Genomic DNA, 13,873 nt, shown 5'->3' with positions numbered 1-13,873 from the left:
TTAGGACAAAAAAATAAGATTTTAAAAGGTTTCTTAATACTCTGTTAAGAATCACAGTGTAAAATTAAATTCGTACGACAAGTATTGCTTTGTTTCTTAGTAGTTTCGTAGCTATCAAGAATACCATGGAAGTTCTGTGGAGGGATAGGTAGCTGCTTTGTTAGGGAGATTTTCTATGTTAATTTTGACTCGGCGTATAGGTGAAACCTTAATCATCGGGGATGATGTAAATATTACCGTACTCGGCGTAAAAGGTAATCAAGTTCGCTTAGGTATCAATGCACCAAAAGATGTATCTGTTCACCGTGAAGAAATTTATTTGCGTATTCAACAAGAAAAGCAATCAGATGAATCTGAAGAAACAGTATAAATCGATTTCCTCGCAGCTCATCCGGTCCCGGGTTCATAAATAGACTTGGGACAAACCTTAATTCTAGTATCATGCACCAGTTTCTGAGCTTATTCATGCTTTAAAGTTATTATTTTCGTAAAAGATTTTCGTTTCAGATTAAGCAGTAAAATGCTTTTGGACAAATAGAGTTCATTGAAATTAATAAACTCTCTCAAGCACATTTCATTACTAATATAGTTATAGGGAATGTTGATTATGCAGCGATGTGTCTCCCGAGGAAAGGTACAGTTTTTGACCGGACTCATCTTGCAATATTAATTGGCCTAGTTGATTAATTCCACAAGCGATGCCGGTTAATGTATTTAAGGACTGTGTCACTTTGATAGTTTTCCCAAACAAATAATCTGATTTATCCCATTCGTGCATAAAGCAACTCAAATCATTGTGAAAGAAATGAATTAAATAGCGTTCTAAATGGGCGATAAGCTTTGCAATTAAGAAATTCCTATCAAAATATTGCTGGGTGATTTCATATAAAGAACACCAGGGTTTATCAGGAAGAGGATGTTTTTGCGTATCCGAATTAACGTTCAAACCAATACCGATAATAACTTGAATAGTGCTATTGGATTCGGTAATGATTTCAATCAAACTACCACATAATTTTTTATCATTCCATAAAATATCATTTGGCCATTTAATCTTGATATTAGTTGATAATTGAAGTTCATCCAAAGTAGCTAAAACAGCCAGGCTCGTTACAAGGCTTAATCCCGAAAGTTTTGTGAGATCGTAGTTTAGGTTCCAACGACTGGAACAGTAAATATTTTCTCCAAATGGAGAATGCCATTGTCTACCAAATCGACCTCTACCATGTGTTTGAATTTCGGCACAACAAATATCAACAGCATTTGAAGTAGGTAACTCTTTCAAATAACGATTTGTTGAATCAATAGATGTAAAAAGATGTAAATTAAATGGAGTTGCTAATTTTTCCAATAAAAAATATTCGTTAATTTGTTTTTTGTCTAAAAGAATTAATTGATTAGGCAATTGATATCCTTGATTGGGAAGTCGTTTTATGGGAATTCCTGATGCAATCAACTGGTTTATTTGTTTCCATATAGCGGATCTTGTAATACCCAAAACAGCCCCTAACTCTGAACCACTATGGCAGCAACCATCTCCAAGTAACTGTAATAAAGTAAGTTGCGATGAAGTAAAATGCATAAGATTTGATACCTAAAAAATCATGAAATTATTATGTTGCAATTCAATAAATCCATGCCTGATTTCTCGTACTGTAGGATGATGGCACAAGGCACCACTGCATGCTATTTCAGGCATAAATGAGCGTAATTGCCAAGTTACATGATGTAATGGATCATCAACTAGTTGCTTCGTGGGCATTGAAGTAGGGACACTAAACTCCTTTGTGGGATAAGAAAGTCCTAATCCACATGCTTTTATGAACGCTTCTTTTTGTGACCAAACATGAAAAAAAACCGCGGGTTTTAACGCCTGAGGTACTTTAATAAACTCCTCATACTCTTGTTCAGAAAATAAACTTTTTGCTATTCCCTTATAAGGTCGAGCAGAGTATTTTTCTATGTCAACTCCCATGGGAAAGCCCTTTCCCACGGCCAAAAGCGCCAAATCTCCACTATGGCTAAGATTAAATTGCAGCCTCGCTGAATTGATAACCTCTGGTTTCCCATGTGCATTATATGTAAACTTAATGTATTCAGGATAGACATTTAGATATCGCGCTAAAATAACTCTCATCACTGTTCTAGCAATAGAGAAGCGTCGTTTGTGTCTGCTGAAATAATATCGATCAGCACGAGCTTGCTCTTCTGAGTTTAGTAGTTGATATGTATTTTGTAACTCATTTGCTAATGAAAATTGCCAAAGATCAATACGAGCTTCGTTTAAAATACAATTTTGTGTGTTTAAAGGGTCAAATTCTGTGATGATCATATTTTGTTAAAATCTGGCATCAATTAACGGTTAAGGTTATCATATACCATCATATTTAATTCACCAAAAGGTATTGAATGAGCCGACAATTTTTGGATTTTGAGCAACCTATCGAAGAGTTAAATCAGAAAATTGAAGCACTTCGAATGGTTGGAAATGATAACGAAGTCAATTTGGGCGATGAAATAGTTCGACTTCAAACCAAATGCTCTGAGCTGACTGCCCAGGTTTTCTCTAATTTAGAACCTTGGCAAGTTGCTCAAATGGCAAGACATCCTCTTAGACCACAAACTACTGATTATATCGAACGTATTTTTACTGATTTTCAAGAATTACATGGTGATAGAAGCTGTTCTTCGGCTCCTGCAATTATTGGGGGCTTAGCGCGTTTGAATGGTGAGCCAGTAATGGTGCTTGGACATCAAAAAGGAAAACGTACCAAAGAAAAGGTGTACCGAAATTTTGGAATGGCCCGTCCAGAAGAATATCGAAAAGCTTTGCGCTTAATGAATATGGCCGAGAAATTCAAATTACCTATTTTTACTTTTATTGATACAGCAGGAGCCTATCCTGGAATCGGGGCTGAAGAACGAAATCAGTCTGAAGCAATAGCCCGCAATCTTTTTGTAATGTCACGCCTTGAAACACCCATAATCTGTGTGGTAACTGGGGAGGCTGGTTCTGGAGGGGCATTGGCAATTGGTGTAGGAGATCGGATATTGATGCTTCAATTTGGAATTTATTCAGTAATTTCGCCCGAAGGTTGTGCTTCGATTCTCTGGAAAGATGCATCTAAGGCAAGTGAAGCTGCGCGTGCAATGAGAATTACTGCAGATAAAATTTTAGAAAATAAGTTAATTGATATAGTGGTGCCTGAACCATTAGGTGGTGCCCATCGTAATGTCGATGAAATGGCTATCCGCTTGAAAAATATATTGGTTAATGAGTTACAAAGCTTAAGAAAAATGCCTTTAGATCAATTAGTTGAAAGCAGATATCAAAAATTTATGGCTATGGGAGCATGTGATTAAAGCATTATTAAGCCCAGAATGGATTTTGCGTTTCAGTCAGTTTAATCAATTAATTGTGGGCTTTAGCGGAGGGCTTGATTCGACTGTGCTTTTGCATGCCCTTGCTGCCCACCCAATCTTATTGGATAAGATAGTTGCAGTACATGTAAATCATGGTATCAATGCAAATGCCGATTTTTGGCAAGAACATTGCAAGCAGTTTTGTCAGAAATTGGGTGTTTCTTTTAGGGCACAATCCGTACAATTTGATCGCTCAGCCAATATTGAAGAGGGGGCTCGGATTGCACGTTACTCTGTTTTTTCTGCTTTAGTTAAAGAGCAAGATTGCTTAATTTTAGGTCATCATTTGGATGACCAAGCTGAGACGGTTCTTTTGCAATTATTTCGGGGTGCTGGAGTTGATGGTTTGGCGGCTATCCCTGAGTTTGCCCAATTTGGATTCGGGCGCCTTTTTAGACCTTTTTTGCACTATTATCGTGAACAATTGGAGCATTATGCATTTTTGCATCAATTGGATTGGGTAGAAGATGAGAGTAATTGTGACATCACTTATTCTCGTAATTATTTGCGTCAAGAAATTATACCGTTGTTGAAAAATAAATGGCCTGGATTAGTGGGAAATATCGCACGTACGGCAAGTCATTGCCAGCAAGCTAAAAGAAATTTGGATGCGTTGGCAATAAGCGATCTTTCTGTAAAAGGAGTAAAAAATAAATCTGTTCTTAAATCTACTCTCTCTATAGGGTTAGGAATGGATATAAATGAGAGAGAGTTGGGTGAAAATATTTTAACAACTAACACACTAGCTATTGAGTCACTTAAGAGCTTAAATTTCGATCGAATAGTAAATATCTTGAGGTTTTGGTTGAAAAGCAATCAAGTTCAATTGCCTTCAACGATTACATTTCATCGCTTGATTCATGAAGTCATTTTTTCCAGTCAGGATGCTGTTCCTCTTGTAAGTTGGGGTAATAATTCGGTTCGTCGTTATCATAATCATCTTTATCTGGATAAAATAAGTAGGTGTAATTTACCTTCTGATGTCGAATGGACCGAGTTTCCTGTGCCATTAAATATAGGTAATTCGGAAATCAGGTTAATGGCCCAAAAGAGTAATCAAGGATTAATTATTCCTCAAAATGCGTCAATATCTATTCGGTTTAGGGAAGGAGGAGAAGATTTTTGTTGGCATGGCCAGACTAAACGCTTAAAAAAACTCTTCCAGGAGTGGGGGATACCTCCTTGGCTAAGAGAGAGAACTCCTCTTGTTTATTTTGATAATACTCTGGCTGCGGTTGTGGGTTATGCGATGAGCGATTTATTCTTTACTCAAGATTCATCAAATGCTTGGATTTTTAAACAAGTGACTGCATAAAATTTATCTCACTGTTAAATAAAAAATTAATAGAAGTTGGTTTATATAGATCCAATCGTACTATTTTTGATAAAATTTATTTATTTTTATATAATTAATCCAACTTATAACTAATTAAATTCTATTATGAAAAGCATTACAGAGATTAAAGAACTTTTAGCCCAAGTGGATAAACCAGGCACAATTTCAGAAGACCTTATGGCATTTTTCTTACATTTAAAGGAAAACTCGCGAGTTCATAAAAAGGCAGATAGCTTTAATGCGTTTGCAATGAGTTGCGATGAACTTGATGAATTAGCTTATGTCATTGAGCAAATGATAGAAAATTGTGATGAAGATTTAAGATTTCAAATTGCTATTTCAAAATGGGATGGGAGTGCCCATTTAAATCATTGGTCCTTTTTAGAGTTTGATTTCAAAGCAAAAGAATTTCCTGCATTGGATATTTTAATCTGTGATCCCCTGGGTTTTGTACCATCACTAGTCTTAACCAATTTAATAGCCAATCGGATGACGCTTGGTCGTTTAAGTAAACTTTGCAATCTCCACGTTTATGTACCTACAGATGTCTTACAAAATGCTGGCCGTGGGTGTGCTTATTTTACGACAGATAGCATCGCGATGTTATCTAATCAAAATAAATATAACCCAATTTATGATTATATGCGCTCTCATCAGCAAAAAGAAAAAGAACATGTGGCTAAATATACTTTAGAAACCTATCGCGATGCTATCGCTATGTGTTATACCAAGGAAGATCTTGAAGACATGTATAACTTTAATCTAATAGTTGGTCCATTGCCCGTTAGGCTTTTACGCACGAAACAATCTGTCTCTTCTTTGGAAAAGGAAGTGCTTGAGTCAACGGAACTTAGTGTTGAGGTTGTAAACAATAAAGGGGATCGAGCATGGAAGTCAATTGAAAAATACTTGTTCTTTGTTGATGATCGCACAGGACTACTACAGCATAGGAATATGAGAGTGAATAAAAAAATGGAAAAGTTAGGCGAAAAAATAAACACGATATCCTCTTCTTTCAGCTCTGAAGAGGATATTCACCTATTTAACGAAAAGGTAGACAAGCATCGACTGTTAGGGCTTGCTGTATTAGTGGAGAAACATTTTCACTCTAAGTGCGAAGATTGTATTTCTTCAACACTCGGGTAAATTAACAGCTAAACCTCCCATCGAGGTTTCCTTATAAATACTCTGCATGTCCATCCCTGTCTGCTTCATGGTTTTAATTACTTTATCCAGGGAAATTTGGTGTTGGCCATCCCCTATGAGTGCCATTCGAGTTGCATTTACTGCTTTTACAGCTCCCATTGCATTTCGTTCGATACATGGTATTTGTACTAAGCCTAAAACAGGATCACAAGTCATTCCTAAATGATGCTCCATTGCGATTTCTGCTGCATTTTCAACTTGGGCAACAGTTCCTCCAAGGACTGCAGTAAGGCCTGCTGCAGCCATAGAAGAGGCTACACCAACTTCACCTTGGCAGCCAACTTCAGCACCAGAAATAGAAGCGCCCTTTTTATAGAGGATGCCGATAGCAGCTGCGGTGAGGAAATAGGTATAAATATCTTTACTGCTCATTTTATCATGTGCTTGTTGACAATATTTAAGTACAGCCGGAATAATTCCTGCAGCTCCATTCGTTGGGGCAGTAACAATACGTCCTCCTGCAGCATTTTCTTCATTAACTGCCATAGCGTAAAGATTTAACCAGTTCATAATATCGGATTGTTCGAAGATGCTTTTTACTCCTTTTTGATGCATCAACTTATTATATAAATCTGGGGCACGTCTTTTTAAATTTAAACCACCGGGTAAGATACCATCGTGTTTGCATCCATTGATGATGCAATCATCCATTACTTTGGCAATGTCCAAAATGCCTTGATGAATTTCCTCAGTACTACGCCAAGTTTTTTCATTCACCATCATTAATTCAGCTATAGTCAAATTATGTTCACGACAAAGCTCCAGGAGCTGGGATGCGGTTGAAAATGGATAGGGGGGAGGATTTGTATCTTCAGTAGATTTTGAAAAGTCCTCTTCTGTAGTAATAAAGCCACCACCAATCGAATAGTATACTTGTGCTACTAACAAGTTACTTAGTTCATCAAAAGCGGAAAAGCGCATTCCATTAGTGTGCTTTGGTAACAGCTCTTTTTGTAAGAATAGAAAGTCAGTTTGTTCATTAAAGGGAATATTTTTTTTACCTGCTAGATGAAGGGTATGTGAATTAAGGATTTCATGCATGCGCGGTACCATGGATGCCGGATCCACCGTTTCAGGGGCTTTATTTTCTAATCCATTTAAAATGGCTTTGTCAGTACCATGACCTTTTCCGGTTAAGGCAAGGGAACCATATAGTTCAATTTTAATTCGTTGGGATTGATCTATAAGTTGTTTGTCTTCAAGCAATCTCAGGAAGGCATTGGCAGCGAGCATGGGACCCACTGTATGCGAGCTTGAAGGACCAATTCCAATCGAAAATAAATCAAATACACTGATGTTCATGGGGTTTAAATCTCTAGTTATAATTAGTGCAAAGTGTAGAGCGATCTTCTTTATTTGTCTATTTTAATTATAGTGAAGTGTGTGGGTATCATGCCGTACTTTTCGCCAAAAAAGAGATAAAAAACAGATTCTAGGCTTAATGTAATACTCTTTATAATATAATTACAATTAATCTGATTTAAGGTCTAGTAATTTCATGTGAATTTAGGCAAAATTATATGGATATTTTTATAATTTCCTATTTACTATTCAAAAAATAGGATGATAGGCACAATAGAAAGACTACAAGGGGATTCTTTATGAAGATGAAATTGGTCACTGCGGCCATTATGGGTTTGGCAATGTCTACAGCAATGGCTGCAACTGATGCTACATCGCTTACTACGGACAAAGATAAATTATCTTATAGTATTGGTGCTGATTTAGGAAAAAACTTTAAAAATCAAGGCATTGACATTAACCCAGACGTATTAGCTAAAGGAATGCAAGATGGGATGTCTGGTGCTCAATTGATTTTGACTGAAGAACAAATGAAAGACGTTCTTAGTAAATTTCAGAAAGATCTGATGGCTAAGCGTAGTGCTGAGTTTAATAAAAAAGCAGAAGAAAACAAAGCAAAAGGTGACGCTTTCTTATCTGCTAATAAGTCAAAACCTGGGATAGTAGTTTTACCAAGTGGTTTGCAGTATAAGATTATTGATGCCGGCACTGGCGCAAAACCAGGTAAATCAGATACTGTAACTGTTGAATATACTGGTACCTTGATTGATGGTACTGTATTTGATAGTACTGAAAAAGCAGGCAAACCAGCTACATTCCAAGTTTCGCAAGTAATCCCTGGTTGGACAGAAGCATTACAATTAATGCCTGCTGGTTCTACATGGGAAGTTTTTGTTCCTGCAGATTTAGCTTATGGCCCACGTAGCGTAGGTGGTCCAATAGGTCCAAATGAAACTTTGATTTTCAAAATTCATTTGATTTCTGTAAAAAAAGCAGCCTAATCTCGTGAGAAGATCTTCTTTCTCATCATACTCACTCCTATTTTTGGGAGTGAGCTCTTCTTAAGTTGCAAATCCTCACCGCTTTGAGTGATCTTAATGATGAACAAGCGTCTCTTTATTGTTTTCATTTTGGGTTTTTCTTCTGGTTTGCCTATGGCGTTAATCAGTAGTACCTTGCAAGCATGGTTTGCCTATAGCGGGATGTCTGTATTTGTTACTGGGACATTAAGTTTAATTAGTTTGCCTTACGCTTATCGTATTTTCTGGGGGCCTATTCTCGATCGTTACTCGTTATTTAACCTGGGTAAAAGGAGAAGTTGGATCTTGGCAATGCAATGTTTGTTGCTTGTAGGATTTAACTTGATGGCCTGGTTTACCCCGGAGCAACATCCTAATGTAATGGCATTACTCGCATTAGCCTTGGCCTGTTTTTCTGCAACACAAGATATTGCAATTGATGCACATCGAGCTGAATATTTACCAGTGACGGGGCATGCTCTAGGCGCTTCTTTAGCGGTTTTAGGTTATCGAATTGCCCTGTTGTTGTCTGGTGGTTTTGCTTTAGTGATGGCACAGAAATTAGGTTGGGCTTTTACTTATCGCTTTATGGGTTGTCTCATGATAGTAGGGATGTTTGCTGTCTTTGGTAGTGAAGAACCCAGTGCTGTCTTTAAAGAAAAGAATAATTTTACATTATCATTTATAGCACCTGTGAAAGAATTTTTGTCACGGCAAGGAGTCGTTCCTCTTTTATGTTTTGTTTTTTGTTATAAATTAGGAGAGGCTTTTACAACGACTACTAGTGGTATCGTCATGCCATTTCTCATTCAAGGACTTGGTTTTTCTTTAGATACTATTGGATATATAAATAAAATACTAGGAGTTGGCTCTATATTGCTAGGCGGAATATCTGCCGGGTTTTTATTGATGCATTATTCACTGTACCGTTCATTACTTGTTTTTGGTTTGTTACAGGCATTAACGAATATTTTATTTGTTGCGTTAGCAATGATAGGCAAAAATGTTATTTTATTATCAATAGCGGTATTTTTTGATAATTTTGCAGCGGGGATGGGTTCTACAGCATTAGTCGCTTTATTTATGCGTTTGGTAGATAAACAGTATACTGGGACTCAATTTTCATTACTTGTTGCATTATCTACATTACCTCGCATTATCTCAGGTCCAGTGGCGGCAACGATTCAAATGAATCTTGGGTGGGTTGCTTTGTACCAACTTTCTGTTGTATTTGCTTTGCTTTTTATCCCATTCTTAATCAAAATCAAAGAACAAACAAAGGAAATTAGACAAGAAACAATTTCTATAGATAAAGAAAGTAATTTTAATCCTGCCAGATAATTTTGCTAAGAATCGTCGCTATTTCCAATAAATATAAAAATAATTTGCTTAAATCATTTTCTCAGGGGATTATTTGAATTGGATATATTTTGAACAATACTCTATAGTTTAATAGTTAACCCATAAAAGAAAAATGCACAAAAATTTGGGTAAATTAACTAATGATGACTTTAGAGTCATTGGGAGTTATCACTACATATTCCGATTACTCAGATGAGACTGAAAAGTCGTCAAAGGACCTCATAGAGGAAATAAAACATTTAATGGATATTTGAACAAGGAGATGTTATGAAAAAGTTAATTATAGTTTTTTTTGTTATAGCTTCTTCTGTGGCCTTTTCTGCAACAAAAACTGATTTAAATGCTAAATGGATTTGCACTACGAATGCAAGTAGTAGTGATGTTGCAGAAGATAAAGCTGCTGATGATAAGATGGCAAATACGCAAGGTTCAGCGGCCGATTCTTTCGCTTTTGCTGCCAAAAATTGTCGTGATTGCACTAAAATTACTTGTGAAGTACAAGAGTAATTTTATTAAATGAAGCTGGTGTAAATTTAATACCAGCTTCATTTAAATAAAGGTGAGAAATTAGCCAGATCAATACTAATAAACTAACAGGAAAGCCTAACAACCATGCAATGATGTATCCCGTGATTTTCTCCAAAATGCGTTTTATTATCCTTCAATCAATATCTTATTTAATAATTATAGATTAGAGATAAAGAAATTGTGGATACTAATGGTAAACATCAATCCAGATACATAGTTCTATGTTTTTTTAACGAAATATTCAAGAAACGATATTACAAGCTGATTATCCCCCTGAACTATACAGATATCGTAAGTAATATTTATCAATATAGATTGGTGTTCTTGGAGTGATTTAATAAAAATACTCCCTAAGGAGGGAGCATGATATTTACATTTTTGTTCTTATTTGTCCCTTGAAATTGCATGCTTATCAATGTACCCACATCATTGGTGAAGAAGGGGGCTTTTCTTCGAATCGACAGTCCATTTGGGCTTGTAGTTCGGAAATAGTCATATCAATTGCCTTTGTACAGGCTTCACTTACGATCCTTGCGAAGGTTTTACTTTTATCATCGCCAGGCATTAGCTCGATATCTTTTGCGAACATATCCTTGAGTTTATGTTCATCTTGACTGAGTAGTGTTCTTAAATTTTCCAGACTTTGAGCCAAAGTGAAAAAAGATTCATTTTGATCTCTTACAGCAAAAAATCGAATAGGATTTGAGACTTTTTGCAGATATTCACGATCATCAAAAGGTAATTTAAGCTGATTTAACAATCGAATACATGTTTTTGGAATACCCCCGTAGATGTTGTAAATATTTTGGAGATTGAGGAGAATCGATTTAAAAGCAGGAGAAAATATTTTGTGGTCATAATCCTGGTCGGCGGGTAATTTTGAGAGAAAATTATATGTTAATTCTACTTTTCGTTGCATAAAGATACCAAAAATTGATGAAACTTGAAGCAATTGTAAATTAATATAATCTTAAATACCAATAAAATGATAATCTTCTTTTAATTTTGACGATATAAAAAGCATCATGCTTTTTATATCGCACTGGAAATATTACTTAGAACCGTAGGGCTTTTCAGGGGTAATTTTACTTATATCTTCCAAAGCATCTTTAGTTGAAGGCTTTTCTTGTTCTTGTCTAAAGAACCGTGGTTTAGGGAAATGAATTTTATCTGTAGGTGATTTGTCTTTTGTTGTACGTTTGTCCCTTTCAAACTCAAATCTAAAATGTGATTTAACGTGTAATTCGGAATGTTTTTCCAAATGTGAATCTAATCTTAATTGTTGTTCGTAAGATAATTCCAGTTTCATCACTTCGGGTAATACCTCAAGCGGGTGCTCAGGATCTTTACTTAATTTTAATCCATGTAACATATCCCATTTAACTGGATCTGTTTCTTTGAGTGTTGGGTCTAAATTGTCTGTAAGTTGATGAGTTAATGCTATATGAGAAGCATGGGCTATTTTTAATACAACAGCTTGCCGTTCAGGAGAAAGTTCACTAAAGAGTTTTATCATTTTATTGGTATATTCGACATCATTGTCTTTATGTAGAATTTCTACACTTCGTCGTTCTAGGTATTCGATGAGCTTAATTTCGTTAACATTTTCACAAAGGACCAATTTTAGAAACTCAGTATCACCATAGGCACTGTGTTTCACATTTGGATTTGAAAAAAACTCACCCAGAGAACCATCTTTTTTGATTTCTCTAGCACCTATAATTCGCTCAGGGGATAAAAAAGGTAACATGTATTCCATTGCAGCCTCAGCATTACTACGTTCTATTCCCATGCCTTTATCAACTTTGCCATCATAGCCTACACCAAAGCTAATATGACGGGCAACGGATGCTGCTTCATCACATGCATATACGTAGATATAACCATCTTGCATACCATAACTGGCAGCAAAATCAAATGCTGCGCAAAATTTTAAGTTAGCAGAAGTTGATGTAATACCACCAGACCAGCCAATTTTTTCGCCTTCTGTTTCAAATACGTCATTGACATAGGGTTTGCTAATGACACCTGATTGGAAAGCCCACATGCTAACGAATTGTGGTGCTAAACCTTCTTTAAATGCCACTTCTGGCTTCCCATAATCACCTTCTGGGCGAATGGTTCTAAATTGCATTTGACCATCACGGTCAATGAATTTGGCATTATATTTTGAGTTTTCTAGACTATGTTTAATGTAAGCAACACGATTTTTTCTAAATTCAGGTGATGTCACCATTAATGTATTAGCAATTGTATTTACAATATTTTTTGCGTCTTTGATAAATTGTTGTTTATCTAAAATTTCCTTAGGATGATCAACTTTTTCACCGGATTTTTTGCGCAGATTAATCTCTTTACTTAACTCAGAATCAAAGTACTCTTTCACTTCTCTTTCATATGTGTCGTATTTTTTAGGATCGCCACTTGCAAGACGAATTGCTTGCTTTGCATCCAGTTCGGCGCCTTCAAAGTCGGAAAGTAATTTGCTTGCCGCAGAGATAACCATTTTCTCTGTTTCAAGTTGATTATTAACAAATATATTTAGATCGCCCACAACTTTATTAAGTTTTTTGGTATTTTCAAAAGTTTTTTCTTTATACCAAAGGTTAATCTCATCGGGATTACCATGAGCAAGTTTTATCGCTTCAACATGTAATTTGTCTAGTGCCTCTCCCTCATATTTTTTTGACACTATTTCTTGAATGAGTTTAGTTAATTTAACACGTTCAGAATAAGTTAAATTTCTCATGATGACCTTTTTTTTAATTTTTAATTTCTAAATTGTATCATCAGTAGATTAAGTGATTATTAAAAGATCACTTTGTGTTTTACAAATTTTTGCTGTCAGGCTTTCTAATTATTTTAGTTATACCGCAAAAGGCATGGGGTTAGTAAATTCAGAGGAAGAATAGAAGGATTCCATCATAAGATGAAACTAATATAATGAAATGAATATATTAAAAATTATAAAGTTCGTGTTAGGGCCTCTGCGTGTGATTATAATGGGCTCTTAAAGGGCAATGCCCCCTGAAAAATAAATGACACAACACCCACCTGGCATAACGATGGAATAGAGGAGTATATTAAACAAATCTATTTAAATGGTGAAAAAGAAGCCTTTTATTCTATCAATGTATTAGATGTGCAGGCCCTATACATATTTATTTTGTCCGAAAAGGGCAAGAGTGGACTCCTTTAAGTCTATTTAATCAGGAACCTTAGTTATAACCGAAGAAACTTTTTTATTTGTAAAGTATACTTTATAGATAAAATCTCCAGGATTATGATAAGTCCATACTTGGCTCTACCCCAAATAAAGGGGCATTTTAATCAAGTTAGTCTAGACTAACCCTTTGATTTGACGGTCAAAAGGAAGATTAAAATGCCTAAGAAAGATTGTATCCTAAATTTACCGGGATATTCTATTAAAAAGGTGAGTGGAGCGAACCCTGTTTTAATAGAAGTTAGTTATCGTAGAGTTGTACGATGCATTCATTGTGGTAATAAGAAGCTTCGTAAAAAGGACAGTTTTATAAGGCGTATTCGTCATGAATCTATTGGTTTACGTCATAGTTATTTATGTATTAAAGCCCATAAGTATTATTGTTCCTTATGTAACCGTTATTTTAATCAGCGTTTCCCGGGGATAGGTAAATACCAAAGAGCGAGCGAGAGTTTACGCAAACAGGTGTTTCAC

13 protein-coding genes are annotated in these 13,873 nt (G+C 35.8%); 8 read left to right on the top strand and 5 right to left on the bottom strand.

All coding sequences use genetic code 11. From position 1 onward, the window contains the following. The first annotated feature begins 175 nt into the window (after positions 1-175). A complete protein-coding gene (gene csrA / locus EKG34_RS14490) occupies positions 176-370 on the top strand; it encodes a carbon storage regulator CsrA (RefSeq protein ID WP_003636647.1) in 195 nt (64 codons plus the stop codon). Between the two features lie 219 nt (positions 371-589). Here csrA and EKG34_RS14485 read toward each other — a convergent pair whose 3' ends face one another. Both EKG34_RS14485 and EKG34_RS14480 read right to left on the bottom strand, forming a co-directional pair. Beyond that, positions 590-1,582 (bottom strand): biotin--[acetyl-CoA-carboxylase] ligase, encoded by a 993-nt coding sequence (locus EKG34_RS14485; protein ID WP_003636649.1) that lies wholly within the window; start codon positions 1,580-1,582, stop codon positions 590-592. Positions 1,583-1,594: 12 nt separating this feature from the next. Beyond that, on the bottom strand, positions 1,595-2,332 hold the full coding sequence (locus EKG34_RS14480; protein WP_003636651.1) for a 4'-phosphopantetheinyl transferase family protein: 738 nt from the start codon (positions 2,330-2,332) through the stop codon (positions 1,595-1,597). Between the two features lie 77 nt (positions 2,333-2,409). Between EKG34_RS14480 and EKG34_RS14475 the strand changes: the two genes are divergently transcribed. From EKG34_RS14475 to EKG34_RS14465, 3 genes are all read left to right on the top strand, one after another. Next, positions 2,410-3,363: an acetyl-CoA carboxylase carboxyltransferase subunit alpha gene (locus EKG34_RS14475; RefSeq protein WP_003636653.1), complete on the top strand. Its 954-nt coding sequence runs from the start codon at positions 2,410-2,412 to the stop codon at positions 3,361-3,363. After that, complete coding sequence (gene tilS / locus EKG34_RS14470; protein ID WP_003636655.1) at positions 3,356-4,738, top strand: tRNA lysidine(34) synthetase TilS; 1,383 nt, start codon at positions 3,356-3,358, stop codon at positions 4,736-4,738. Before EKG34_RS14475 ends, tilS begins: the two co-directional genes overlap by 8 nt. 126 nt (positions 4,739-4,864) lie before the next feature. Next, positions 4,865-5,905: a hypothetical protein gene (locus EKG34_RS14465; protein WP_003636656.1), complete on the top strand. Its 1,041-nt coding sequence runs from the start codon at positions 4,865-4,867 to the stop codon at positions 5,903-5,905. Here EKG34_RS14465 and EKG34_RS14460 read toward each other — a convergent pair. Then, positions 5,891-7,267 (bottom strand): L-serine ammonia-lyase, encoded by a 1,377-nt coding sequence (locus tag EKG34_RS14460; RefSeq protein ID WP_003636658.1) that lies wholly within the window; start codon positions 7,265-7,267, stop codon positions 5,891-5,893. The two genes, EKG34_RS14465 and EKG34_RS14460, sit on opposite strands and share 15 nt — an antisense overlap. Before the next feature lie 299 nt (positions 7,268-7,566). On the opposite strand from EKG34_RS14460, the gene bamJ reads away from it, so the two are divergent. From bamJ to EKG34_RS14445, 3 genes are all read left to right on the top strand, one after another. Beyond that, positions 7,567-8,268, top strand: a complete 702-nt coding sequence (bamJ, locus tag EKG34_RS14455; RefSeq protein ID WP_003636663.1) for a BamJ family beta-barrel-assembly machinery protein — start codon at positions 7,567-7,569, stop codon at positions 8,266-8,268. Between the two features lie 99 nt (positions 8,269-8,367). Further along, positions 8,368-9,627: an AmpG family muropeptide MFS transporter gene (locus EKG34_RS14450; RefSeq protein ID WP_012979238.1), complete on the top strand. Its 1,260-nt coding sequence runs from the start codon at positions 8,368-8,370 to the stop codon at positions 9,625-9,627. Between the two features lie 288 nt (positions 9,628-9,915). Next, the gene (locus EKG34_RS14445) at positions 9,916-10,155 is read left to right on the top strand and encodes a hypothetical protein (RefSeq protein ID WP_003636668.1); all 240 of its coding nucleotides are present in this window, start codon (positions 9,916-9,918) and stop codon (positions 10,153-10,155) included. 433 nt (positions 10,156-10,588) lie between these two features. Here EKG34_RS14445 and EKG34_RS14440 read toward each other — a convergent pair whose 3' ends face one another. Together EKG34_RS14440 and EKG34_RS14435 are read right to left on the bottom strand one after the other, a co-directional pair. Beyond that, positions 10,589-11,095, bottom strand: a complete 507-nt coding sequence (locus tag EKG34_RS14440; protein WP_003636671.1) for a hypothetical protein — start codon at positions 11,093-11,095, stop codon at positions 10,589-10,591. A gap of 132 nt (positions 11,096-11,227) precedes the next feature. Continuing rightward, entirely contained in the window at positions 11,228-12,925 is a 1,698-nt protein-coding gene (locus EKG34_RS14435; protein ID WP_003636673.1) for a hypothetical protein, read from the bottom strand. 633 nt (positions 12,926-13,558) lie between these two features. On the opposite strand from EKG34_RS14435, the gene EKG34_RS14430 reads away from it, so the two are divergent. Then, positions 13,559-13,873, top strand: a 315-nt coding sequence (locus EKG34_RS14430; RefSeq protein ID WP_130560094.1) for a transposase family protein, incomplete at its 3' end; no start/stop codon positions are given.

The sequence above is a fragment of the Legionella longbeachae genome, assembly GCF_004283175.1.
GTDB lineage: Bacteria > Pseudomonadota > Gammaproteobacteria > Legionellales > Legionellaceae > Legionella > Legionella longbeachae.
Note: the sequence above shows the minus strand (reverse complement) of the source record. Positions and strands in the feature narration are given on the sequence as shown.

Bases quoted from the DNA above. Each gene is read 5' to 3' on its own strand.
- EKG34_RS14445 (WP_003636668.1), top strand. From the start codon at position 9,916: ATGAAAAAGTTAATTATAGTTTTTTTTGTTATAGCTTCTTCTGTGGCC.
- csrA (WP_003636647.1), top strand. From the start codon at position 176: ATGTTAATTTTGACTCGGCGTATAGGTGAAACCTTAATCATCGGGGAT.
- bamJ (WP_003636663.1), top strand. From the start codon at position 7,567: ATGAAGATGAAATTGGTCACTGCGGCCATTATGGGTTTGGCAATGTCT.
- EKG34_RS14480 (WP_003636651.1), bottom strand. From the start codon at position 2,332: ATGATCATCACAGAATTTGACCCTTTAAACACACAAAATTGTATTTTA.
- EKG34_RS14435 (WP_003636673.1), bottom strand. From the start codon at position 12,925: ATGAGAAATTTAACTTATTCTGAACGTGTTAAATTAACTAAACTCATT.
- EKG34_RS14440 (WP_003636671.1), bottom strand. From the start codon at position 11,095: ATGCAACGAAAAGTAGAATTAACATATAATTTTCTCTCAAAATTACCC.
- EKG34_RS14450 (WP_012979238.1), top strand. From the start codon at position 8,368: ATGAACAAGCGTCTCTTTATTGTTTTCATTTTGGGTTTTTCTTCTGGT.
- EKG34_RS14460 (WP_003636658.1), bottom strand. From the start codon at position 7,267: ATGAACATCAGTGTATTTGATTTATTTTCGATTGGAATTGGTCCTTCA.
- EKG34_RS14465 (WP_003636656.1), top strand. From the start codon at position 4,865: ATGAAAAGCATTACAGAGATTAAAGAACTTTTAGCCCAAGTGGATAAA.
- EKG34_RS14475 (WP_003636653.1), top strand. From the start codon at position 2,410: ATGAGCCGACAATTTTTGGATTTTGAGCAACCTATCGAAGAGTTAAAT.
- EKG34_RS14485 (WP_003636649.1), bottom strand. From the start codon at position 1,582: ATGCATTTTACTTCATCGCAACTTACTTTATTACAGTTACTTGGAGAT.